Origin of the sequence: Acidiphilium sp. AL, assembly GCF_025499445.1 — a bacterium.
GTDB classification, from domain to species: Bacteria; Pseudomonadota; Alphaproteobacteria; order Acetobacterales; family Acetobacteraceae; genus Acidiphilium; species Acidiphilium iwatense.
Map to the genome: position 1 here is coordinate 21,500 of NZ_JAIMBZ010000023.1, position 20,886 is coordinate 42,385.

A 20,886-nucleotide genomic window follows, 5' to 3' on the forward strand; every position below is an offset into this window, starting at 1 on the left:
ATGTTTCTGATCGGTTCAGGGATCTTCAACCTGATCATATTCGGCACTGGCGCGATCGGTGGCCTGTGGGGCCATGTGCTGCGTCTCACCGCACCCGCCCGGTTACTTCCCTTTGGCCAGGGCTGGGCGCGGCTGGTGCTCGGCGCGTTGCGCGTCTTCTGCGGCATCGATTTCGTCGTCGAAGGCATGGAATTCCTGCCGCCGGGCGGGGTGATCCTCGCCGCCCAGCATCAATCCGCGTTCGACACGCTGGTCTGGCTCACCCTGCTTGAAAAACCCACCTACATCCTGAAGCAAGAACTGACGAAACTGCCGATTTTCGGGCCTTTGCTCGTCCCCGCCGGCCAGATCGCCCTCGACCGCACGGGCGGAGCGAAAGCGTTGCGCGGCCTGACCGAGCAGGTCAAGCGCGCCGGCGATGCGGGACGGCAGATCGTGATCTTCCCGGAAGGCACGCGGGTCGCTCCAGGTCGGCGCGTCGCCCTGCAGCCGGGAATCGTGGCGCTGGCGCGCGCCGCGCATCTTCCGGTCGTTCCGGTCGCGACCGATTCCGGGCGCTGCTGGGGCCGCAACGCATTCCGCAAGCGGCCTGGGACGATTCGCATCCGCGTCTTCCCGGCCCTGCCGGACGGGCTCGATCGCGCAGCACTTCTCGCCGCGCTGGAGGATGCGTTCTATGAGCGCGGGGTCTGTGGATAAAATTGTGGGAAATTGCCGAGAATCGTTCAGCCGTGAGGCAAATGATTTTCGATAACCAACTGATAAAAATAACATTTACCGATAGAATTCTGTGGATGACCGGGGTTTGGCCGTGATGGGGATAATTATCCGGCGTAAATGAGCCAGAGCGTACCGAAAACCAGGCTTATCAACGTGATCGGAATCCCCGCGCACAGAAAATCGCTGAATGTCAGCGGAATCCCGCGCGCCCGCGCGCGCTCCGCGACGATCAGATTGGCGACCGAGCCGAGCAGGGTGAAATTGCCGGCGAAGGTCGCGGCCATCGCCACCATCAGCCAGGCGCGCTTCGGGTCGGCCAGGGCCGCGATGAAGGGTTTCAGCACCAGCACCGCCGGCACGTTGCTCACGATGTTGGACAGCACCGCCGTCACCGGCACCAGAACCGCCGGCCGGCCGGGATGCAGCGCCGCGATCCGCTGCACCAGCGCGGGTGTGATCACCTCGCGCTGCAACCCCGCGACCACCACGAACAGCCCGGCGAACATCAGCAGCAGCGACCAGTCCACCCCGGCGAGCAGGGTTTCGCTTTTCAGCCCCGGCGTAAGCAGAAGCAGCGCCGCGGCGATCAGCGCCGCCTCGGCCGGGACCATGCCGGCGAGGCAGGCCGCCACGAAAAACCCGAGCAATACCAGAGCCTTGACGATCAGCCTGGGATGCACCGGCATTTCCGCGAGTTCCTGGCCTTGCGCCGCGCCATCGCGCAGGCGGCCGCGCCAGACCAGCGCCACCACCGCCACGACGAGCACGAGCCCGGCCAGCGCCACCGGCACCAGGGCGCTGGAAAACCGCGCATAGGAAATGCCCGAAAAGCTGCCGATGATGATATTCTGCGGATTGCCGGTGATCGTCGCGACCGAGCCGATATTCGACGACGCCGCCAGCGCGATCAGATAAGGCATCGGCGCGGCACCGGCGGCGATCACGATGTCGAGCACCAGCGGAGTCAGCACCACGCAGATCGTGTCGTTCACCAGCACCGCCGAGAGCACGCCCGACACCACGACCACCGAAGCGAGCAGGGCGAGCGGATGCGCCGCGCGCTTCAGGGCAAAGTTCGTCACCAGGTAAAAAAACCCCGCCCGGCGCAAGGCGGCGGCCAGGATCATCATGCCGAGCAGCAACGCGATTGTGTTGAAATCGATCCCGCCGATCGCCTGCCGGATCGTCAGCGCGCCGCACGCGACCATCAGCACCCCGCCGACGAAGGCCACCCCGGTGCGATCCAGCCGAAAGAGCGGCAGCCTGCCCATCGCGACCCCGAGATAGGTCAGCAGGAAAATCCCGATCGCCAGCACACGGACAAGTTCGGGCGTGAACCCATGGGACAGCGGACCGATCATCGCCCGGCTATCGCATGGACGATGCGGATTGGTAAATTCCACGGTTTCGCCTATGTGAACAATTCATGTGGTTAACCGAATTCAGCACGCTCCTGGGCTCTGCCGCCGGTAGTCCGCCCCTTGAGATAACGACGATCATTCTCGGCACCTTCGTGCTGGAGGATGCCGCGACCCTCCTCGCCGCCATGCAGGTCGCCGCCGGCGCGGTCTCGCTGCCACTGGCCCTCGGCTCGCTCTATGCCGGGATCGTGCTGGGCGATCTCGGGCTCTACGGGCTCGGCCGGCTCTCGGTCGAGCACCCGTGGGCCCAGCGCATGGTGCCGGCGCGGCGTCGCGATATCGGGCGCGACTGGGTCGCGGAACGGCTGATTCCGGTGGTTCTGGTCAGCCGGTTCGTCCCCGGCCTGCGCCTGCCGACCTACACCACCTGCGGCTTCCTCAAGGCGCCGTTCCTCGGCTTCGCCGCCGCCGCGATCCTGGCCACTCTCGCCTGGACCAGCCTGCTGTTTTTCCTCTGCCTGAAGCTCGGCGCGCTGATGCTGCATTATCTCGGCCCCTACCGCTGGGTTGGACTTGCGGTTTTCGTCGTTCTTCTCGTAGTGGTGGGACGCATGGCCACGCGCTGGCAGGCGGAACGGATCGGAAAGGACGGTTCATGAGCGATATCTCGCTCGCTTCACGACTGCAGGCGGCCATCGCGCGCCGTACCCAGGCCAAGCCGGTTTCCTTCTTCGAGTTCTGGCCGGGCGCCGTGTTCTACGCCCCGGTCGCACTGTTCTGGATCGCCCAGGCGCTGCGCCATCGCAGCCTGACCCTGCCCGCCCTGGCCAACCCGCGGATCGAAGCCGGTGGCATCTGCGGCGAATCGAAGAACGACATTCTCGATCTCGCCGGGGCCGAGGCGCGGCGCTGGATCGCGCCCTATATCGGCATCACCACCCAGGGTCTCGCCACCGGCGCCGATCTTGCGATGGCCGAGGCGGCGATGGCCGAAGCGGGCCTCGCCTATCCGGTCGTCGCCAAGCCGGACATGAGCTGCAACGGCGCCGGCGTCCGACTGGTGGAAACCAGTGCCGATCTCGCCCGCTACCTCGCCGAATTTCCCCGCGCCACCCGCCTGCAGTTGCAGGCGCTGGTGCCGCACGAGGGTGAGGCCGGGATTTTCTACATCCGCCACCCGGACGAGACGCGCGGGCGGATCACCTCGGTCACCCTGAAATACGCCCCGATGGTGACGGGAGACGGGCGCTCGCGCATTCGTGACCTGATCGCCGCCGATGCGCGGCTCAACTCGGTGTCGCATCTGCTGCTGCCCAAGCTCGGCGCCCAGGCGGCGCGTATCCCGGCGCAGGGCGAGCGGGCCCGGCTGGTATTCGTCGGCAATCATTGCCGGGGCTCGACCTTCAAGGACGGGCGGCATCTGATCACCCAGGCGCTGACCGACCGGATCGACGCGATCGCCCGCGACATTCCCGAGTTCCATTTCGGCCGGTTCGATCTGCGCTTTGCATCGCCCAACGCGTTGCGCCGGGGCGAGGATTTCAGCATCATCGAGGTCAACGGCGCGGGATCGGAAGCGACCCATATCTGGGACCCGGAAACCTCGATCGTCGAAGCTTACCGCACCCAGTTCTTCCACTACGGCACCGCGTTCCGGATCGGCGCCGCGATGCGCAAGCGCGGCACCCCGCGCTACGGCGCCTGGCGCCTGTTCGGCATATGGCAACGCCAGAAGGCGCTGATGGCGCAATACCCCACGAACGACTGAACGCGGTGGATACGATGCCCTGCCCATGCGGTTCGGGATTGCGGCGTCAGCGCTGCTGCAGCCTCGACCTCGCGACGCTGAGCCCGCCGGATGCGACGGCGCCGGTCAAACCCCTGCTCGAACAGGCCGAAGCGGCGCTCGCCGACAACGACGCGGCCAGGGCGGAACAGGCTCTGCTCGCCGCGCTCGAACTCGCGCCGGGGCGGGAGGACGCTCTGTTCGCCCTGCACCGGCTGCTGCGCCAGCAAGGCAAGCTCGGCGCTGCCGAGACGCTGCTGCGCCGCATGGTCGCGATCAACCCGAATAACTTCATCCCGACCAACGAGCTTACCCTGATGCTACTCGCCCGCGGCGCGCTGGCCGAGGCCGAGATCCATGCCCGCAACGCCGTGCGCATCGCGCCGCGCAGCGCCCAGGCGCACAACCTGATGGGCCTGGTGATGACCGAGGCGAACCGGCCGCTGATCGGCGAATACCATTACCGCGAAGTGCTGCGCCTGCTGGAGCGCGACGATGCGGTCACCCTCGCCAATCTCGCCTGGAACCTGAAAACCCAGGGCCGGATCGCGGAGGCCCGCACGCTCTATGTCAAATCGGTCAAGCTCAATCCCGGCGTGCTGCAAACCACTTTGGGCTGGGCGCGCACCGAAGAAGCCGACCGTAAATTCGACCGAGCGCTGAAACTGATCGACGGCGCCGAGGCGCTGGCCCCGAACAATCCCGGCGTGTCGCTCACCAGGGCGACGATTCTCGCCCGCAAGGGCGAGACCGAGGCGGCACTGGCGAAACTCGACGCGCTCGGCCAGGGCGGCACGCTCGGTCCCGCCGAGCTTTCGGAAAAAGGCCGGCTGCTCGACCGGCTCGGCCGCTACGACGAGGCTTTCGCCGCCTTCGACGCTGGCAAGAAACGCGCCATCGAACTCGGCGCCCGCCGCTATCTGGACGATGCGGCCGCCGATCTCGCGAACCGGCTGCGCGCCTTCTTCACCGAACGGCGCCTGACCACCCTGCCGCGCGCCGCCATCCGCACCGATATGCCGCAGCCGATTTTCATCGTCGGCTTTCCCCGCTCGGGCACCACGCTGATCGAGCAGACGCTCTCGGTGCATCCGCGCATCGCCGCCGGCGACGAACTACCCACCATCAACGACTCGACACAACTGATCCCGCGCCTGTTCGCGAGCCCGCTGGTCTATCCCGACGCGCTTGCCGAGCTTTGGATGGGCGACCAGCGCGAAGGGCTCGACCTGCTGCGCGACCATTACCTCGCGCGCGTCCGTCAGGCCGGCATCCTGCGCGACGGTGCGACCTGGTTCACCGACAAGATGCCGCTGAACGAAACCCATCTCGGCCTGATCCATCTGATGTTCCCGCAGGCGCCGATCATCCACCTGCTGCGCCACCCGTTCGATGTCGTTCTCTCGGTCTATTCCAACCATCTGACCCACGGGTTCTTCTGCGCCGCCGAACTGGAGACCGCCGCGAAACACTACGCGCTCACCGCCGGGCTGATCGCGCATTATCGCGAGAATATTCCTGCACTCCGCTACCGCGCGGTGCGCTACGAGGACGTGGTCGATCACCAGGAACACGAAATCCGGGGATTGCTCGATTTCATCGGCGAGGAATTCGACCCGGCCTGCCTGCAATTCGAGAAGAACCAGCGCTACGCCCGCACCGCGAGCTATGCCCAGGTCACTGAAAAACTCTACGACCGCTCGCGCTACCGCTATCGCAACTATCGCGGTCATCTCGAACCCATCGTGCCGATCCTTGCGCCGATCATCGAACGCCTGGGCTACACCATCGAGTGATACGACATCGCGCAAGTCAAAACTTTTCGCACACCTGTCATTTTTCACACAGGCCGGTCTTGATTCCGTCTCTCACCACGGCTCCGCCATCCGCACGGATCTTCGGCATGCCAACGGGCGCTACGGTTGCGGGTTTTGTCATAGAAAAACAACCCGCACTCGCGCCGCAAGCATCTCTTGAGGCGTGTCGGATCACATGCCTCCAATTCATCGAGACACATGCCGACAAGTAATTCTACAAAGCTATCGCAAACAGCGGTCTCGATCGTCAACTCCGCCGAGATGCGCCGTATGCTCAGGGCACGTTCAGCCTCCTGATTGACAACCGCGAGCGCGGCTGACGATGCCGTTCCATTGATGAAAGCCGTCAGAATTTCAAACAAAGCATCACGCCAGCACACCATTCGCGCCAGATCGCCCTGTGAGACGGTCACTTTCTCGGCGGCCAGCCAGACGGAGGCAAATCTGATGAATGCCTCGATATCACGAAAAGGATCGTCCAGCCGCCTCTCGCGTGAGCCTGCCGGTTTGCGCGCAATCGCCGAGTTCGCGATCGTCAGTGTCAGGGTTGGAGTGTTGCCGATCAGCTTGGGTGGGCTCATGGAAGTTCGGAGAGGACTATCCGCATGCGAGCCTCGGCCAGCAATGGTGCGAGTTGCCGGACCGGCTCCGCATCCGCGTACAAATCTCGCACGCGATCGGCTTCCTCTCGGCTAACCCAGTCGCTGACCACGACATAATGCCCGCAATGATCGATGTCCTCGAACAGGCGATGCCCGGCGTAGCCGGCAAACATGGTGCGCATATCCATCCAGATCTTACGGATGATCGCCAAGCCTTCGTCTGCCGCCTCTGGCGTCACGCGCATGTCCCAAATCACGGTAACCATACATGAGCTCCTACCATTCAACACGGTCTATTTTAGAATAGTCCGTGTTGAATGCAAGCCCGTCACACGCATCCGTGAACAGACGACGAGATGCTCGCGGCAACCGCTCCATTCGTCTGGCTATTTTATTTCCCGAACACAACCACGCTTTCCAGATGCGCGGAGGCGGGAAACTGGTCGATCGGCGCCGCAGCAACCACCCGATACCCCGCCTGCCGGAGCAATTTCGCTTCGCGCGCCAGGACGTCAGGATTGCAACTGACATAGATCGCGCGCGGAACCTTCGACTCCAGGATGGCTCCGATCTGCGATCCCGCTCCGTCGAACGGCGGATCGAGCACCACGCAGGCCGCGCCCGCCAACTCCTTCACGGTCACCGGCCGGCGCGCCAGATCGCGCGCCTCGACGGTGATGCGCCCGGCAAGCCCGTCCTGGCGCACCCCGGCTTCGAGCGCGGCGCAGGCGGCCTTGTTCCCTTCGACCGCATGAACCCGCGCATGGCCGGCAAGCGCGCCCGTTAGCGTTCCAACCCCCGCATAAAGTTCGACGATCCATGATTTGCGGGTGAGTTTCCCCGGCAACCCGGCCACCACGGCGGCGCGGATCGCCGCCTCGCCCGCGACGGTCGGCTGCAGAAACCCGCCCGGCGGCGGAATGACGGTCAACCCACCGAGATCGAGCGTGGGTTCGCGCAGCACCAGAACCGGCTCGTCGCCCAGGCTGATGCGCAGGAGCGCATGGTCGCGCGCGAAGGCGATCAGCCAGGATCGATCCGCCGCACTCGCGGCACCATCCAGCGCCAGCGACACGTCCAGCCCGTGATCCAGCGCATTGATCAAAACGCTGCCCGATTTGCGAAACCCAGAGAGTTTCGCGACCAGTTCACGCAAAGGTGCGATCAGCGCCGCGATCGCCGGCAGGGCGAGCGGGCATTCGGCGATATCGACCACGTCGCGCGATTTCGCCGCGTGCAACCCGAGCCGGACCGCCCCGCCCTGGCGCAGCAGCGCGAAATCGACCCGTCTTCGCGTGCCCATCGGGATCGCGATCATCTCAGCGACCGGCGCATCGGCAAATCCAGCCCGCGCCAACGCCTCGATCAACCGCTCCCGCTTCGCCGCATGATAGATCTGCTCCGGCACGTCCTGCTCGGTGCAGCCGCCGCATATGCCGAAATGCCGGCAGACCGCCGGCACCGTTCCAGTTGATGACATGGCGTCAGATATTCTCCCGCGCCTCGATGATCACATGCGCGTAGGCATATGGATATTCGTCGGTCAGCGACACATGGATGAACGGCACGCGGCCTTCGGGAACCAGCGTCGCGAGATGCAGCGCCGCCTCGCCGGTCAACGCCATGGTCGGCTGGCCGGAGGGCAGATTGACCACGCCGAGATCGGCGAAAAACACGCCGCGCCGGAACCCGGTACCCAAAGCCTTCGCGCACGCCTCCTTCGCCGCGAACCGCTTGGCGTAGCTCGACGCACGCTGATGCGCCCGGCGCTCCGCGCGAAACCGCTCGGTCTCGGTAAAGATGCGCGCGGTGAACCGCTCGCCGAACTTCGCGAGCGTCGCCTCGATGCGCCTGATGTCGCACAGATCCGAGCCGATACCGACGATCATGAAACGGCGATCACGTCCTGGCGCGATCGACCTGGGCGACCCCGCTGGCCGCGCGCAACCCCGCGATCACCTGCGACAGATGCCGCAAATCCCGCACCTCGATATCCATCAGGCATTCGAAAAAATCCTGCTGGCGATGGACGATTTTCAGATTGGCGATGGCGCCGTCCTGCTTGGCCACCGCATTGGCCAGATTGGCCAGCGTGCTCTGCGCGTTCGACGCGATCACGCTGATCCGCCCGGTGAACGGCCGGTCTCGTCCCGCGCCATCCTTGCCGGCGTCCTTGCCCTGGCCGAGCTGGGCATAGTCCCAATCTACATCGATGAACCGCTCCGGCGTATTGGCGAAGGTTTCCAGCGTCATGCAATCGCGGGTATGGATCGTCACCCCTTTGCCGGTGGTGATGATGCCGACGATCTTGTCGCCCGGCAGCGGGTGGCAGCACCCAGCATAATGCACTTCCATCCCCGAAATCAACCCGGTGATCGGCAGGCTGTTCGGCCGCGCGGGGCTGCGCGCCGGCCGCGCCAGCATCCCCGGCACCATGCGCGGCGCATGGGACTCGCGCAGCTCGGGATAGGCGGCGTGAACCACGTCCCGCGCCCCGATATTGCCGGTGCCGACCGCGATATAGAGATCGTCCAGGCTCGGCTGCTTCAGCGACTTCAAAGCCGCGTCCAGCACTTTTTCCGATCCGTCCACGCCTTCCTGGCGGAACGCGCGGGCAAGCGTCGCCTTGCCCTGGTCGCGGTTCTGCACCCGGAGCTGCCCGGCGAGGAACCGGCGGATGCGCGCGCGCGCCTTGCCGGTGACGACGAACCGCTCCCACGACGGCGACGGCGTGCCGCCGCGTGCGGTCAGAATCTCCACCTGATCGCCGTTCTGCAGCTCGTAGCGCAGCGGCATCAGCCGTCCGTTGATCCGCGCCCCCACACAGGTATCGCCGATCTGCGAATGCACCGCATAAGCGAAATCCACCGCCGTCGCCCCACGCGGCAACTGGATCAGCTGGCCCTTGGGGGTGAAGCAGAAAACCTGATCCTGATACAGCTCCAGCTTGGTGTTCTCGAGAAATTCGTCGGCGGTGGAGTTCTCCAGGATCTCCAGCAGATCCTGCACCCAACGGAACTGCTTGAGATCGGAAGGCGAAGCATCGTTCTGCTTGTACAGCCAGTGCGCCGCGACCCCGTTTTCCGCGATCGCGTGCATTTCCGGCGTGCGGATCTGCAACTCGATTTTCTGGTTGCGCGGATGGCGCAGCGTGACACCGGTGTGCAGCGACTGATAGCCGTTGGCCTTCGGCGTCGAGATATAGTCCTTGAACCGCCCAGCGGTGACCGGAAATGCGGCATGGATCGCCCCCAGCGCGACATAGCATTGCTCGCGGGTCGGAACGACGATGCGGAACGCCATGATGTCGGACAACTGCTCGAACGCCACGTTGCGCCGCTGCATCTTCTCCCAGATGGAAAAGATCGACTTCTCCCGGCCGGATATATCGACGATGTCCACACCAGCGGCGGCGAGAATGCGCAACAGCTCACCGCGCACCTCGTCGATCACGTCGGCACCCTGGCCGCGCAAAAAATTCAGCCGCGCCTGAATCGATTCATAGGCCTCCGGATCGAGCACCGCGAAGGCGCGGTTCTGCAGCTCGGTCTTGACCCGGTCCATGCCGATCCGCTCGGCGAGCGGCGCATAGATCTCCATCGTCTCGCGGGCGATGCGCGCGCGCCGCTCCGGCTCGTGGACGAAATGGATCGTGCGCATATTGTGCAGCCGGTCCGCGAGTTTCACCAGCAGGACGCGGATGTCCTTGCTCATCGCCAGCACCAGCTTGCGGAAATTCTCCGCCTGCTTGGTCCGGTCCGATTGCAGTTCGAGGCGGGTGAGCTTGGTCACGCCATCGACCAGCCCGGCGATCTCGGCGCCGAAACGCGATTGCAGCACGGGCAGGGTGACCCGCGTATCCTCGATCACGTCGTGCAGCAGGGCGGTGACGATGCTGCCGCCGTCCAGCCGGTAATCGGCGAGGATGTCGGCCACCGCGAGCGGATGGGTGATATAGGGCTCGCCGTTCTCGCGCGTCTGCGCGGCATGGGCCTCGGCGGCGAGGCTATAGGCGTCGTCGATGACGGCGGGGTCGATCTTCGGATCGTAGCTGCCAAGCCGGGTCAGCAGCGGCGCCAGCGCCTCGTGCCCGATAGAGGCCGCACTTCCCTCCGGCGCGAACAAGGGATGGATCGTCGGCATCCCCGCGCGCCGGTCAGGCATGGCCGCCTGCCCTGATCAGCGGCGCGGGCGGCCACCGCCGAGCTCCGCCTCGATCGCCGCGGCGATATCCTCGGAGGTCATTTCCTCAGACTCGGCGGCGAGCGCGGCTGCTTCCTCCTCGGCGGAGACATCCTGCAGACCGAAAATATTCTGGTCGGTCGGGATGAGGTCCTGAACTTCCTCGTCCGCCGGCTCGGGATCGGGCACGCGGGAGAGCGATTTGACCAGATCCTGCTCGATCGCGCCGAAATCGATGGTTTCGTCGGCAATCTCGCGCAGGGCGACGACCGGGTTCTTGTCGTTGTCGCGATCGATGGTGATCGAAGCGCCGCGGGCAAGGTTGCGCGCGCGCTGGGCGGCGAGCAGAACCAGCTCGAATCGGTTGGGGATCTTCTCGATGCAGTCTTCGACGGTGACGCGTGCCATCCGGCCAACTCCAAACTATGCGCCCAATGCTGCGCGCGGTACGACAATCGAAATTGGAATATAGCGTAACCCCCGCTGCGGCGCAACCAATCGGGTTGCACCGGCAACGCAGCCATCACCATCGGCCGATCGGAGCATCCGAACCGCCCGGCACCGTGTCCAGCAGCGACATCCCCGCCGCGCCGGAGCGAGGATGCACCCAATCGGGCGCGACATCAAGCAGCGGGCGCAGCACGAATGCGCGCAGATGCGCACGCGGGTGCGGCAGGATCGGCGGCGGCGCGTCGCGCACCAGGCCGTTCAGGTCGATCAGGTCAAGATCGAGGGTGCGGGCAGCATTCGGCACCGACCGCTCACGGCCGAATTCCGCCTCGATCCGGTGCAGCGCCGCCAGAAGCGCCTCGGGTTCGGCAACGCCGGCAAACCGCGCCACGTCGAACCGCGCCACGCCGTTGCAAAAATCGGGCTGGCTCGCATCGCGCGGCACCGGCGTCGTGCGATACCAGGGCGAGACGGCGCGAAATTCGAGCCCCGGCAATGCCCGCACCGCTTCGAGCGCGCGGATGCAGGTATCGCGCGGGCTCGCCCCATCCGGCCCCGGCAGGTTGGCGCCGATCGCGATCAGGATCATGACGTCCACCCTATACGTTCGTGACGGTTTCGCGTAATCTGAATGTCATTCGTCTATATTCGATTTGAATATTTCAAGACGAGAAGCATTCGAAAGGTTTTGGTCATGCGCCTTCTGCCCAATGAAAAAACCGCGCTGTTCATCGACGGCGCCAATCTCTACGCGGCGTCCCGCGCGGTCGGGTTCGATGTCGATTACCGGCGGCTTCTGGAATTTTTCGGCGGGGTCAACCTGATCCGCGCCTATTACTATTCCGCACTGCTCGATACCGAGGAATATTCGCCGCTAAAACCGCTGACCGACTGGCTCGCCTATAACGGCTACACGCTGGTCACCAAGCCCGCCAAGGAATTCACCGACGGCTCCGGGCGCCGCCGCGTGAAAGGCAACATGGATATCGAACTGGCGATCGACATGCTGGAAATGGCTCCGCATATCGACCATGCGATCCTGTTCTCCGGCGATTCCGATTTCCGCCGCCTGGTGGAGGCCACTCAGCGCAAGGGCGTGCGGGTGACGGTGGTTTCGACCATCAAGACCACGCCGCCGATGATCGCCGACGAATTGCGCCGCCAGGCCGACCAGTTCGTCGATCTGTCGGATATCGCCGGCGAATTCACCCGCCGCCAGACCGAGCAGCGCCAGCGCGCCCAGCGCGTCGAGGCCGATCAGGAATAGGCGTGCCTCCAACGCCGGAAACGCCGCCGCGGGATTGCCCGCTCTGCCCGCGTCTTGCCGGGTTCCGGGCGGATAACCGCGCGAAATTCCCCGATTGGCACAATGCCCCGGTGCGCTGCTTCGGCGAGCTGGACGGACGGCTGCTCATCGTCGGCCTCGCTCCCGGCCTGCGCGGGGCCAACCGCACCGGCCGCCCATTCACCGGCGACTATGCGGGACGACTGCTCTACGACTCCCTGCTGGCATTCGGCTTCGCCATCGGGCGCTATGAGGAACGCCCGGATGACGGGCTTTCGCTCCGCGATTGCCGCATCGTCAACGCGGTGCGCTGCGTGCCGCCAGAGAACAAGCCGCTGCCCGCCGAAATCGCTACCTGCAACCAGTTCCTCGCCTCGGAAATCGCCGCAATGCACAATCTGCGCGCGATCCTCGCCCTCGGCGTCGTCGCGCATCAGGCCGTGCTGCGCGCCCATGGCCTGAAGCAGGGTTTCGCCAAATTCGCTCACGGCGCCACCCATCGCCTGCCGAACGACATCGTGCTTGCCGACAGCTTCCATGTCTCGCGCTACAACACCAGCACAAAGCGGCTGACGCCCGCGATGTTCGAGGCGGTGGTGGCGTTCCTGAAACACCACCTGACAAGTGCCGTCAGCCCAGCCCCAGACTTTTCCGCGTGAGCTTGGGAAGGCTGCCCGCGACGATCCGATAGGATTGCTCGAAATAGCCGGCGAGATCATCGTCCGGCAGCGCATCGGGATCGCCGATTTTCACACAGAAGCCGCGCGGCAGATAGGGCGCGCGGGTCGCGAGTCCCTGGTCCAGCAGCATTTCATAGGCGATCGGCGTCGTCTTGAAGACGCAATACGGCACGCCGGCGTCACGATTGCCCAGGGCGAACATCTTGCCGCCCACCTTGTAGACGCGGCTACCGCCCCATTGAATCGCAAGCGCCGCACCGGGAAAGCGTTGGCAGACGGTGTCGAATTGGGCAAGGTTCATGGCTCGTGCCGCTCCACAAGATGAATAGTATCGGACATCATTCTTAAAGATTCGATAATGGCGGACGGACCATGACACAAAACATCTATGATAACCCTACGTTCTTCGAGGGCTACAGCCGACTGAACCGTTCGGTCGAAGGGCTGGCCGGCGCACCGGAATGGCCTGCGCTGCGGGTTTTGCTCCCGGATCTCCGTGGCCGCAAAGTCGTGGATTTCGGCTGCGGCTTCGGCTGGTTCTGCCGCTGGGCGCGCCAACAAGGAGCGGCACGGGTTCTCGGCATCGACGTGTCGGAAAAGATGCTGGCGCGGGCCAAAGCCGCGACATCGGATGCCGCGATCACCTACACCAGGACCGATCTCGAACATCTCGATTTGCCCGATGCGTCGTTCGATCTCGCCTATAGCGCGCTCGCTTTGCATTATATCGAGAATCTGTCGGGACTGTTAGCGACGATACACCGCGCGCTCGTGCCGGGGGCACATCTGATCTTCTCGGCGGAGCACCCGATCTACACGGCACCGACGCATCCTGGCTGGTCAGTCGATGTACAGGGCCGCAAGACATGGCCCATCGATGCCTATCAGATCGAAGGCCCCCGCACGACGGACTGGCTCGCCAGGGGTATCATCAAACAGCATCGCACCATCGGCACCTATCTCAATCTGCTGATCCGTATCGGGTTCACGATCGCCCATGTCGAGGAATGGGGGCCGACCGACGAACAGATCGCGGCACAGCCCGAATTGGCCGAGGAACGCGAGCGGCCGATGTTCCTGCTCATCGCGGCACGGCGCTGAAGTCTGCCGGCTGCAGGACTAACATCTATGATAATTTGACGAAATTCCTGATCCCAGCTCAGCTATACCGCTCCTCCAGCCACGGATCGGCGTTGTTGTTGTAGCCCCTGGTTTCCCAGAATCCCTGGCGGTCGGCTTCGGCGAAGCTGATCCGCCGCACCCATTTCGCCGATTTCCACAGATAATAGCGCGGCACCAGAACCCGCAGCGGGCCGCCATGCTGGCGCGGAATCGGCTTGCCCTCCCAGGTGTGGACCAGAAAGCAATCCTCGGCGGCGAATTGTTCGAGCCTCAGATTGGTCGTGTAATCGTCGTAGGATTCGAACAGCACATGGGTGACGGTAGGCTTCGGCCGCACCAGATCGACGATCGTGCGGATCGACACGCCCTGCCAGTGATTGTCGAAGCGCGACCATTGCGTCACGCAATGCATGTCCAACACGCTGTCCTGCTGCGGCAGCGCCATCAGCGCGTCCCAGTCGAGCGTGACCGGGTTCTCCACTGCGCCGTCGATGGCGAGGCGCCAGGCGCTGCGCGGCACCTCGGGCTGAATGCCGAGATCGAGCACCGGCCAGTCCGTCACCTCGCGCTGGCCGGGCGGCAGGCGCTGCGCCGGGTTCGCGGCGGCGCCCGTCAGCAGCCTGCCCTCGCGCGCCCAGTCCTGCTTGCGGCCGATCAGTTTTTCCTTGATCTGGCCGAGGATGCTGATCCGGTCCTTGTCGGTCTCGTCCATCACGGTCTCCTGTTCAGCGATTGCGCAAAAGCCGCGCCTTGTCGCGCTCCCAGTCGCGCTTGGCGATCGCCGCGCGCTTGTCGTGCAGCTTGCGCCCCTCGGCGATGCCCAGGGTCACCTTCGCCATGCCGCGCGGATTGAAATGCACGTCGAGCGGCACGACGGTCGAGCCCTGGCGCGCGATCGCGCCCATCAGCGTGTTGATCTCCTTGCGCTTCAGCAGCAGCTTGCGCGGCCCCTTGGTGTCGAAGCGCGACAGCACGCCGCCCTGATATTCCGGGATATACATGTTGAACAGGAACATCTCGCCGTCGCGTTCGCCGGCGAAGGCTTCGCTCAGCGTGGCCCGGCCCATGCGCAGCGATTTCACTTCGGCGCCGCGCAACACGATCCCCGCCTCCACGGTGCTGAGGATCGTATAGTTGAACCGCGCCTTGCGGTTCTGCGCGGCAATCCCGTGCGAGATCAGGCCGGGTTTTCGGGGCTCCGCCATCAGGGGATCAATCCGGCGCTCGCCATCGCCGCGCGTACCTGCGCGCGCACCGCTTCGCTCAGCGGGGCGAGCGGCAGACGGCAATGATCGGTACCGTAGCCGAGCAGCGATGCCGCGAATTTCACCGGTGCGGGACTGGTTTCGGCGAACATCGCATCATGCAGCGGCACCAGACGCTGCTGGATCGCCATTGCCCCGCCGATATCGCCGCGCCGCCAGGAGGCGTGCATTTCGGCGCATAGCCTTGGCGCGACATTGGCGGTGACCGAAATGCAGCCCTGGCCGCCCGCCGCGAGAAACGCCAGCGCGGTGTGGTCCTCGCCGGACAACTGGCAGAATTGTTCGCCGCACGCGGCACGCGTGTGCAGCGGGCGAGTGAGATTCGCCGTCGCATCCTTCACGCCCACGATGTTGCGGTGCTTCGCCAGCCTGGCCATGGTCGCCACGCTCATGTCGATCACCGAGCGGGACGGGATGTTGTAGATGATGACCGGAATCTCGATCGCATCGGCGATCGCCGTGTAATGCAAAAACAGCCCGTCCTGGGTCGGCTTGTTGTAATACGGGGTGACCACCAGAACGCCGTCGGCACCGACCGTCTGCGCATGGCGGGCGAGCCCGATCGCCTCGGCGGTGGAATTGGAACCGGCCCCGGCGATCACCGGCACGCGCTTGCGGGCGACCGTCACGGTCAACTCCACCACGCGCTTGTGCTCGTCATGGGTCAGCGTCGGCGATTCGCCAGTGGTGCCGACCGGGACCAGACCGTTGGTGCCTTCCGCGATCTGCCATTCGATGAAACGTTCCAGCGCTGCCTCGTCGATGCCGCCATCCGCGCGCATCGGGGTGATCAACGCGACCAGTGAACCATGAACCATCTGTATCTCCGCTATTGCGCGTAACCTATTCTCCGCGCCGATCCTGAACAAGGGATACGCGCGCGCCCGCAAGCCTGCTATTGCGGGGGTATGAGGAGATTCGCGATACGGCTCGCCGCCGCTTTCGGCCTGACCGCGATCGGCGCGGCCCGCGCGCTTGCCGCCATGGCCGCCCCGCCGGCGCCGAATCCCGCCCTCGTTCAGATCATGAACGACGTGCGGTCGAACGACTGGACTGACGCGCAAAGCCTCGCCCTCGCGCAGCCGGACAAGCTGGTGAGCAAGCTCGTCACCTATTTCCGCCTGCTCGATCCCGGTGCGGCGAGCGAGGTGGAAATCGGCATTTTCATGGCGCGCAACCCGGACTGGCCGGAACAATCGATCCTTGCCCGGCGCTGGAGCGAGGCGCTCGCCGCCGACCCGGACGATGCCGTTGTGCGCGAGCAATGTGCCCGGCGCCTGCCGGTCACCGCCGCCGCCGATGCGCGCTGTGCTGCCGCTTTCGCCGCGACCGACCCGGCAAAAGCGCCGAAATTCGCCCGCCGCGCCTGGATCGACGGCTACGCCAACCAAGCCGATGCTTCGAATTTCCTCGCCCAGTATGGTTCGATGCTGACGTCCCATGCGAACTGGGCGCGATTCCAGCACCTCGCTCTGGCCGGGAATGTTGTCGCCGCCACCACGACGCTTCCGCTCCTGCCGCCTGCCGATCAGGCAACCGGCGCGGCCTGGCTCGCCCTGGCGCGCGGGGCGGCGAACGCCGATGCGCTGATCGCGTCCCTGACTCCGCATCAGCAGGCGGCGCCGTTCCTGTTCCTGGCACAGCTCGCTGCCGCGCCCGATTCCGCGCCGAAACTCGCGCTCTGGCAGAACGACGGTGCTGCGGCCGAGCAGCAGGCGCACGGCCTCGCCCGCGCGCTGTTCTGGCCCAGGCGCGAAGCCCTCGCGCACGATCTTCTGAAATCGGCCGATGCCCGTGATGCCTATGCGCTGATCGCCGCCGCCCGTCCGGACAGTAACGTGAAGAAAGCCAGCCGGGATTTCCTCGCCGGCTTCATCGCGCTCCGGTTCCTCAACGATCCTGCCCTCGCGCGACCCTGGTTTCTCGCCCTGAGCCGCGATTCCACCGCCGTCATCACCAAGGCGCGCGCCTTCTACTGGCTGGCCCAGACCGAGACCGGACCGGCGGCGACCGCCGATCTCGCCCGCGCGAGCGCCTTCCCCGACACATTCTACGGCCAGCTCGCCGCTCTGCAGATGGGTGAGACGCCGGCCGCGCTCGGCAACCGAATCCGTGCCATCGGCATTCCGAAACCGACCATGGCGCAGGAAGTCGGCTTCGCCGAGCGCGAATTGCCGCAAGCCGCCGTGCTGCTGACCGAAATGGGCGCACCGCGCCGCGCCCGCGCCTTCCTGCTTCGCGTGGCCGAAATCTCGCCCGCCTTGGACGATCGGTATCTCGATGCCCGCCTCGCCGACGGGCTCGGCCAGACGCCGAGCGCCGTCGCGGTCGCGCGCCTCGCCGGGATGGCGGGCGACATGCTGGTGCAACTGGGCTGGCCGGTCCCGCCCGGACTTGCGGTCGATCCGCCAGGTGTCGCAGTGGGGCCGGATGTCGTGCTCTCGCTGATTCGCCAGGAAAGCAGCTTCGATCCGGGCGCGATGAGCCCGTCCGGCGCGGAGGGGCTGATGCAGCTCATGCCCGGCACCGCACGGATGATCGCGATGCAATCCGGCCTTGGCCTCCCTGAAGCCGGGCTGATGGCCGATCCCGAGCAGAATATCGCGCTCGGCTCGGCCTATTTCGCGATGCTGATGAACCGTTTCGGCGACTGCCTGCCGCTCGCGATCGCCGCCTATAATGCCGGGCCGCACAATGTCGCCAAATGGCTCGCGTCCTATGGCGATCCGCGCCTGCCCGCGAGCGGCGGCGGGGCGAACATGATCACCTGGATCGAGGAAATCCCGTTTGCCGAAACCCGCAACTACGTCGAGCGGGTCACCGAAGGCATCGTGGTCTATCGCGCCCTGAGCGGCAAGCCCGCGCGCGATCCGATCGGCAAATGGCTGCATAAGCAGTGAAAATAAGCACCGTGCTCGCCTCCGGCCTCGGCACCGGCTATGCGCCGCGCGCGCCGGGCACCGCCGGATCGCTGCTCGGCCTGCTGATCGGCTGCGCTTTGCTCGATCGCGGTCACTGGCCGCTGATCGCGGGCGCGATCGTCGTCAGCGTCGTCGGCCTGCTCGCGATCCCGCGCACCGGAGCGGGATCGCGCGATCCAGGCTGGATCGTGATCGACGAAATCGCCGGGCAGATGATCGCCCTGCTCGGCCTGCCCTATCTGACCGGCTCGGGCGTGCTGCTCGCCTTCCTGCTGTTCCGCGTGTTCGACATCCGCAAGCCTTGGCCGATCAGTCTCGCGGATGCGCGCGCCGACGCGCCCGGCATCATGGCCGATGACTGGCTGGCCGGCGGCTTCGCCGCCATCATTCTCCTGATCCTGCGGCTGATCTGGCCGGGGACGGGGCTGTGAATCCTCGCGCGAAAACCTTGCTCGACCGCGCGATCGCGCGCGGCCTTACCATCGCGACCGCCGAGAGCTGCACCGGCGGGATGATCGCCGCCGCGATCACCGATATCGCGGGATCCTCCGCCGTCTTCGGCTTCGGCTTCGTCACCTATGCCAACGACGCGAAAACCGCGCTGCTCGGCGTCGATCCCTTGTTGATCGCGTTCCATGGCGCGGTCAGCGCCGAAGTCGCCGCCGCCATGGCCGAAGGCGCGCTTGCCCGGTCGCACGCCGATCGCGCCATCGCGGTGACGGGAATCGCGGGACCCGACGGCGGTTCGTTGGAAAAGCCCGTAGGCACAGTCTGGTTCGGTCTTGCCGCGCGGAGCCGAACCACGATCACCGAATGCCGCGTCTTCCCCGGCGACCGCGCCGCCATCCGCGCGGCCACGGTCGATCACGCGCTGGATATGCTCGTCGAGAGTCTTTGATGGCCCTCAGACGCCGGGCGCGCGCATCCGCGCGCTTGGCTCCGCGCCATAAGGCGCGCGCCGCATTCGCGGCGGAGTGACCAAAGGTTCCGGCAATCCGAAGGATTGCTGGAATGGTCACGGAGGTGGCAGCAAAACGAGCTGACGCTACGTTTTGCTGATTTTAAGCATAGCCAAGAACGCCGATCAGGGCGCCGCCGGCGAGCAGCAGCAGCGGATGGACGCGGCTTTTCAGCGTGAACAGCGCGACCACCAAGGTGATCGCCGCCGCGCGCCAGTCGTGATCGGCAGCACGGATCAGGAAACTCGCCGCCGCCAGAAGCAGGCCCCCGGTGATCGGGGTGATCGCCGCCTGCACCACTCGCCGCCAGTGCGCAGCGCGAAACCGCTCCCACAGGCCGGAGACCAGAACCGTCAGCGTGCTCGACGGCGCGATCATCGCCGCCGAAGCGGCCAGCGCGCCGGAAATTCCGGCGACATGCAGCCCGATCAGCGTCGCGATCAGCATGTTCGGCCCAGGGCTCGACTGCGCCACACCGAACAAAGCGGCGAATTGCGGCGCGGTCAGCCAGTGCCGCGCCACCACCGCGCGCGCCATCGCCGGCAAGGTGCTCGCAACCCCGCCGATCGCGAGCAGCGACATCTCGGCGAACAGCAGAACAAGTGCCAACAGGATCATTTCACCCGGAACACGGCAAGGCCCAGCGAAACCGGCAGCGCAATCGCGATCACCAGCGGCAAGGGCAGGCGCAGCACCGCGAACAGGACGAATGCGAAAACGACGATGCCGAGCGTCGCCGGATGGCGCAGTGACGGTCCGGCGATCTTGAGCGCGGTGCCGAGAATCAGGCCGGACGCCGCGGCGGCGAGCCCGCCCAGCCCGTGATGCACCACCGGCAGCGTGCCGAACCGCTCATAGAGGGTGCCCAGGATCAGCACGATGACGATCGGTGCCGCGAGCAGCCCCACCGTCGCCGTCAGAGCACCGGAGATCCCGCGATGCCGCGCCCCGAAGGCGGCGGCGAAATTGACGATGTTCGGCCCCGGCAGGAACTGGCACAGGCTGAACAGATCGGCGAATTCCGCCTCGGTCAGCCATTTCCTGCGCTCGACGACGATTCGCCGGGCAAACGGCAGCACGCCGCCAAACCCGGACAGTCCGGCGATGAAAAACCCCCGGAACATCTCGGCATGGGTCAGACGCTGCGACTCGACCGGCATGCCGCCAAGCTACAGGCACCCGGTCGCAATCGACAATCTTTGGCAAACTTGGCAGGTTTGCGCGATGGTCGATGCTCCCTCCGAACTGCCGCTCCGCGCCGGGCCGCCGCCCACCTCGCCGCCGCTGCCGATCGCGCTGATGATCGCTTCCCTCGGCATCATCGGGCCGATCCTGTTCGTCCGCGTCGCGGTGCCGAGCCCGTTCCTGTCGATCGCGGCACTGCTCCTGCCGATCGCCGGTATCATCGCCTTGTTCGGCTCGGTCGAATCGCTGCGCCGGCGCCATGCCGACCGGACCGTGCGCACCCGCGCGGTGATCGGGAAGGAGGGCATTCTGCTGCTGTCCCGGCCGGGCGAATCCGAACACCATCCCTGGAGCGGGATCGCTGCCGCACACGCGACGAAATCTTCCCTGACGCTCCACCTCAAAGGCGAAACCGGCAAGCGCACCCGTCGCGCGATCCGCTATGGCGGGCTGGAAACCCCGGTCGATCTCATCGAATCCCGCATCCGTGCCGGGCTCGCATCGTCTCGCGAGACCGTGATGGAATCTTGAATGTCATAAAAGCTTCACCA

At 65.5% G+C, this 20,886-nt stretch carries 25 protein-coding genes; 11 read left to right on the plus strand and 14 right to left on the minus strand.

Annotated elements, in window-relative coordinates:
• Complete coding sequence (locus tag AiwAL_RS13180; protein ID WP_235704086.1) at window positions 1-699, plus strand: 1-acyl-sn-glycerol-3-phosphate acyltransferase; 699 nt, start codon at window positions 1-3, stop codon at window positions 697-699.
• A 125-nt stretch (window positions 700-824) separates the two neighbouring features.
• Here AiwAL_RS13180 and AiwAL_RS13185 read toward each other — a convergent pair whose 3' ends face one another.
• Window positions 825-2,123: an SLC13 family permease gene (locus AiwAL_RS13185; RefSeq protein ID WP_262312831.1), complete on the minus strand. Its 1,299-nt coding sequence runs from the start codon at window positions 2,121-2,123 to the stop codon at window positions 825-827.
• 23 nt (window positions 2,124-2,146) lie between these two features.
• On the opposite strand from AiwAL_RS13185, the gene AiwAL_RS13190 reads away from it, so the two are divergent.
• From AiwAL_RS13190 to AiwAL_RS13200, 3 genes are read left to right on the plus strand one after another with little or no spacing between them, the layout of a single operon-like run.
• On the plus strand, window positions 2,147-2,740 hold the full coding sequence (locus tag AiwAL_RS13190; RefSeq protein WP_235704088.1) for a DedA family protein: 594 nt from the start codon (window positions 2,147-2,149) through the stop codon (window positions 2,738-2,740).
• The gene (locus AiwAL_RS13195) at window positions 2,737-3,849 is read left to right on the plus strand and encodes a D-alanine--D-alanine ligase (protein WP_262312832.1); all 1,113 of its coding nucleotides are present in this window, start codon (window positions 2,737-2,739) and stop codon (window positions 3,847-3,849) included. The genes AiwAL_RS13190 and AiwAL_RS13195 overlap by 4 nt, the downstream gene beginning before the upstream one ends.
• 14 nt (window positions 3,850-3,863) lie before the next feature.
• Window positions 3,864-5,663 (plus strand): tetratricopeptide repeat-containing sulfotransferase family protein, encoded by a 1,800-nt coding sequence (locus tag AiwAL_RS13200; protein WP_235704119.1) that lies wholly within the window; start codon window positions 3,864-3,866, stop codon window positions 5,661-5,663.
• 44 nt (window positions 5,664-5,707) lie between these two features.
• On the opposite strand, the gene AiwAL_RS13205 is transcribed toward AiwAL_RS13200, so the two are convergent.
• The 7 genes from AiwAL_RS13205 to folK all read right to left on the minus strand — a co-directional run bounded on the left by AiwAL_RS13205 (window position 5,708) and on the right by folK (window position 11,507).
• Entirely contained in the window at window positions 5,708-6,265 is a 558-nt protein-coding gene (locus AiwAL_RS13205; protein ID WP_235704090.1) for a CGNR zinc finger domain-containing protein, read from the minus strand.
• On the minus strand, window positions 6,262-6,552 hold the full coding sequence (locus tag AiwAL_RS13210; protein ID WP_235704091.1) for an antibiotic biosynthesis monooxygenase: 291 nt from the start codon (window positions 6,550-6,552) through the stop codon (window positions 6,262-6,264). Before AiwAL_RS13210 ends, AiwAL_RS13205 begins: the two co-directional genes overlap by 4 nt.
• A gap of 125 nt (window positions 6,553-6,677) precedes the next feature.
• A complete protein-coding gene (locus AiwAL_RS13215; protein WP_235704092.1) occupies window positions 6,678-7,766 on the minus strand; it encodes a class I SAM-dependent RNA methyltransferase in 1,089 nt (362 codons plus the stop codon).
• A gap of 4 nt (window positions 7,767-7,770) precedes the next feature.
• Entirely contained in the window at window positions 7,771-8,175 is a 405-nt protein-coding gene (gene acpS, locus AiwAL_RS13220; protein WP_235704093.1) for a holo-ACP synthase, read from the minus strand.
• 10 nt (window positions 8,176-8,185) lie between these two features.
• Window positions 8,186-10,429, minus strand: coding sequence for a bifunctional (p)ppGpp synthetase/guanosine-3',5'-bis(diphosphate) 3'-pyrophosphohydrolase (locus AiwAL_RS13225; RefSeq protein ID WP_262312836.1), 2,244 nt, complete (start codon window positions 10,427-10,429; stop codon window positions 8,186-8,188).
• 36 nt (window positions 10,430-10,465) lie between these two features.
• Window positions 10,466-10,876 (minus strand): DNA-directed RNA polymerase subunit omega, encoded by a 411-nt coding sequence (rpoZ, locus tag AiwAL_RS13230; RefSeq protein WP_235704094.1) that lies wholly within the window; start codon window positions 10,874-10,876, stop codon window positions 10,466-10,468.
• 115 nt (window positions 10,877-10,991) lie between these two features.
• The gene (gene folK, locus AiwAL_RS13235) at window positions 10,992-11,507 is read right to left on the minus strand and encodes a 2-amino-4-hydroxy-6-hydroxymethyldihydropteridine diphosphokinase (protein WP_235704095.1); all 516 of its coding nucleotides are present in this window, start codon (window positions 11,505-11,507) and stop codon (window positions 10,992-10,994) included.
• 105 nt (window positions 11,508-11,612) lie between these two features.
• Between folK and AiwAL_RS13240 the strand changes: the two genes are divergently transcribed.
• Both AiwAL_RS13240 and AiwAL_RS13245 read left to right on the plus strand, forming a co-directional pair.
• The gene (locus tag AiwAL_RS13240; protein ID WP_235704096.1) at window positions 11,613-12,185 is read left to right on the plus strand and encodes an NYN domain-containing protein; all 573 of its coding nucleotides are present in this window, start codon (window positions 11,613-11,615) and stop codon (window positions 12,183-12,185) included.
• A gap of 2 nt (window positions 12,186-12,187) precedes the next feature.
• Window positions 12,188-12,862, plus strand: coding sequence for a uracil-DNA glycosylase (locus tag AiwAL_RS13245; RefSeq protein WP_262312833.1), 675 nt, complete (start codon window positions 12,188-12,190; stop codon window positions 12,860-12,862).
• Here the strand turns inward: AiwAL_RS13245 and AiwAL_RS13250 are convergent.
• On the minus strand, window positions 12,834-13,184 hold the full coding sequence (locus tag AiwAL_RS13250; RefSeq protein ID WP_262312834.1) for an MmcQ/YjbR family DNA-binding protein: 351 nt from the start codon (window positions 13,182-13,184) through the stop codon (window positions 12,834-12,836). The genes AiwAL_RS13245 and AiwAL_RS13250 overlap by 29 nt on opposite strands.
• Before the next feature lie 71 nt (window positions 13,185-13,255).
• Here AiwAL_RS13250 and AiwAL_RS13255 point away from each other — a divergent pair, with 71 nt between their 5' ends.
• Window positions 13,256-13,984: a bifunctional 2-polyprenyl-6-hydroxyphenol methylase/3-demethylubiquinol 3-O-methyltransferase UbiG gene (locus AiwAL_RS13255; RefSeq protein ID WP_235704099.1), complete on the plus strand. Its 729-nt coding sequence runs from the start codon at window positions 13,256-13,258 to the stop codon at window positions 13,982-13,984.
• 58 nt (window positions 13,985-14,042) lie between these two features.
• On the opposite strand, the gene AiwAL_RS13260 is transcribed toward AiwAL_RS13255, so the two are convergent.
• The 3 genes from AiwAL_RS13260 to dapA are packed head-to-tail and all read right to left on the minus strand — an operon-like array spanning window position 14,043 to window position 16,088.
• Entirely contained in the window at window positions 14,043-14,717 is a 675-nt protein-coding gene (locus tag AiwAL_RS13260) for a sulfite oxidase-like oxidoreductase (protein ID WP_235704100.1), read from the minus strand.
• 13 nt (window positions 14,718-14,730) lie between these two features.
• Window positions 14,731-15,210 carry an SsrA-binding protein SmpB gene (gene smpB, locus AiwAL_RS13265; protein ID WP_235704101.1) on the minus strand — a complete coding sequence of 160 codons (480 nt, stop codon included), beginning with the start codon at window positions 15,208-15,210 and terminating at the stop codon, window positions 14,731-14,733.
• Window positions 15,210-16,088, minus strand: coding sequence for a 4-hydroxy-tetrahydrodipicolinate synthase (gene dapA / locus AiwAL_RS13270; RefSeq protein ID WP_235704102.1), 879 nt, complete (start codon window positions 16,086-16,088; stop codon window positions 15,210-15,212). Before dapA ends, smpB begins: the two co-directional genes overlap by 1 nt.
• A gap of 90 nt (window positions 16,089-16,178) precedes the next feature.
• Between dapA and AiwAL_RS13275 the strand changes: the two genes are divergently transcribed.
• The 3 genes from AiwAL_RS13275 to AiwAL_RS13285 are packed head-to-tail and all read left to right on the plus strand — an operon-like array spanning window position 16,179 to window position 19,089.
• Window positions 16,179-18,170 (plus strand): lytic transglycosylase domain-containing protein, encoded by a 1,992-nt coding sequence (locus AiwAL_RS13275; protein WP_262312835.1) that lies wholly within the window; start codon window positions 16,179-16,181, stop codon window positions 18,168-18,170.
• A complete protein-coding gene (locus tag AiwAL_RS13280) occupies window positions 18,167-18,622 on the plus strand; it encodes a phosphatidylglycerophosphatase A (RefSeq protein WP_235704104.1) in 456 nt (151 codons plus the stop codon). The genes AiwAL_RS13275 and AiwAL_RS13280 overlap by 4 nt, the downstream gene beginning before the upstream one ends.
• The gene (locus AiwAL_RS13285) at window positions 18,619-19,089 is read left to right on the plus strand and encodes a CinA family protein (protein WP_235704105.1); all 471 of its coding nucleotides are present in this window, start codon (window positions 18,619-18,621) and stop codon (window positions 19,087-19,089) included. The genes AiwAL_RS13280 and AiwAL_RS13285 overlap by 4 nt, the downstream gene beginning before the upstream one ends.
• Before the next feature lie 163 nt (window positions 19,090-19,252).
• Here the strand turns inward: AiwAL_RS13285 and AiwAL_RS13290 are convergent, their stop codons facing one another.
• Window positions 19,253-19,768 (minus strand): chromate transporter, encoded by a 516-nt coding sequence (locus tag AiwAL_RS13290; RefSeq protein WP_235704106.1) that lies wholly within the window; start codon window positions 19,766-19,768, stop codon window positions 19,253-19,255.
• A complete protein-coding gene (locus tag AiwAL_RS13295; RefSeq protein ID WP_235704107.1) occupies window positions 19,765-20,310 on the minus strand; it encodes a chromate transporter in 546 nt (181 codons plus the stop codon). Before AiwAL_RS13295 ends, AiwAL_RS13290 begins: the two co-directional genes overlap by 4 nt.
• A gap of 64 nt (window positions 20,311-20,374) precedes the next feature.
• Between AiwAL_RS13295 and AiwAL_RS13300 the strand changes: the two genes are divergently transcribed.
• Window positions 20,375-20,866 (plus strand): hypothetical protein, encoded by a 492-nt coding sequence (locus AiwAL_RS13300; protein WP_235704108.1) that lies wholly within the window; start codon window positions 20,375-20,377, stop codon window positions 20,864-20,866.
• Window positions 20,867-20,886: the final 20 nt, after the last annotated feature.

Coding starts and splice junctions, on each gene's coding strand:
- AiwAL_RS13205 (WP_235704090.1), bottom strand. CDS start 6,265: ATGAGCCCACCCAAGCTGATCGGCAACACTCCAACCCTGACACTGACG.
- AiwAL_RS13250 (WP_262312834.1), bottom strand. CDS start 13,184: ATGAACCTTGCCCAATTCGACACCGTCTGCCAACGCTTTCCCGGTGCG.
- AiwAL_RS13180 (WP_235704086.1), top strand. CDS start 1: ATGTTTCTGATCGGTTCAGGGATCTTCAACCTGATCATATTCGGCACT.
- folK (WP_235704095.1), bottom strand. CDS start 11,507: ATGATCCTGATCGCGATCGGCGCCAACCTGCCGGGGCCGGATGGGGCG.
- AiwAL_RS13215 (WP_235704092.1), bottom strand. CDS start 7,766: ATGTCATCAACTGGAACGGTGCCGGCGGTCTGCCGGCATTTCGGCATA.
- AiwAL_RS13295 (WP_235704107.1), bottom strand. CDS start 20,310: ATGCCGGTCGAGTCGCAGCGTCTGACCCATGCCGAGATGTTCCGGGGG.
- AiwAL_RS13255 (WP_235704099.1), top strand. CDS start 13,256: ATGACACAAAACATCTATGATAACCCTACGTTCTTCGAGGGCTACAGC.
- smpB (WP_235704101.1), bottom strand. CDS start 15,210: ATGGCGGAGCCCCGAAAACCCGGCCTGATCTCGCACGGGATTGCCGCG.
- acpS (WP_235704093.1), bottom strand. CDS start 8,175: ATGATCGTCGGTATCGGCTCGGATCTGTGCGACATCAGGCGCATCGAG.
- AiwAL_RS13190 (WP_235704088.1), top strand. CDS start 2,147: ATGTGGTTAACCGAATTCAGCACGCTCCTGGGCTCTGCCGCCGGTAGT.
- AiwAL_RS13290 (WP_235704106.1), bottom strand. CDS start 19,768: ATGATCCTGTTGGCACTTGTTCTGCTGTTCGCCGAGATGTCGCTGCTC.
- AiwAL_RS13275 (WP_262312835.1), top strand. CDS start 16,179: ATGAGGAGATTCGCGATACGGCTCGCCGCCGCTTTCGGCCTGACCGCG.
- AiwAL_RS13195 (WP_262312832.1), top strand. CDS start 2,737: ATGAGCGATATCTCGCTCGCTTCACGACTGCAGGCGGCCATCGCGCGC.
- AiwAL_RS13240 (WP_235704096.1), top strand. CDS start 11,613: ATGCGCCTTCTGCCCAATGAAAAAACCGCGCTGTTCATCGACGGCGCC.
- AiwAL_RS13300 (WP_235704108.1), top strand. CDS start 20,375: ATGGTCGATGCTCCCTCCGAACTGCCGCTCCGCGCCGGGCCGCCGCCC.
- AiwAL_RS13200 (WP_235704119.1), top strand. CDS start 3,864: ATGCCCTGCCCATGCGGTTCGGGATTGCGGCGTCAGCGCTGCTGCAGC.
- AiwAL_RS13260 (WP_235704100.1), bottom strand. CDS start 14,717: ATGGACGAGACCGACAAGGACCGGATCAGCATCCTCGGCCAGATCAAG.
- AiwAL_RS13210 (WP_235704091.1), bottom strand. CDS start 6,552: ATGGTTACCGTGATTTGGGACATGCGCGTGACGCCAGAGGCGGCAGAC.
- rpoZ (WP_235704094.1), bottom strand. CDS start 10,876: ATGGCACGCGTCACCGTCGAAGACTGCATCGAGAAGATCCCCAACCGA.
- AiwAL_RS13225 (WP_262312836.1), bottom strand. CDS start 10,429: ATGCCGACGATCCATCCCTTGTTCGCGCCGGAGGGAAGTGCGGCCTCT.
- dapA (WP_235704102.1), bottom strand. CDS start 16,088: ATGGTTCATGGTTCACTGGTCGCGTTGATCACCCCGATGCGCGCGGAT.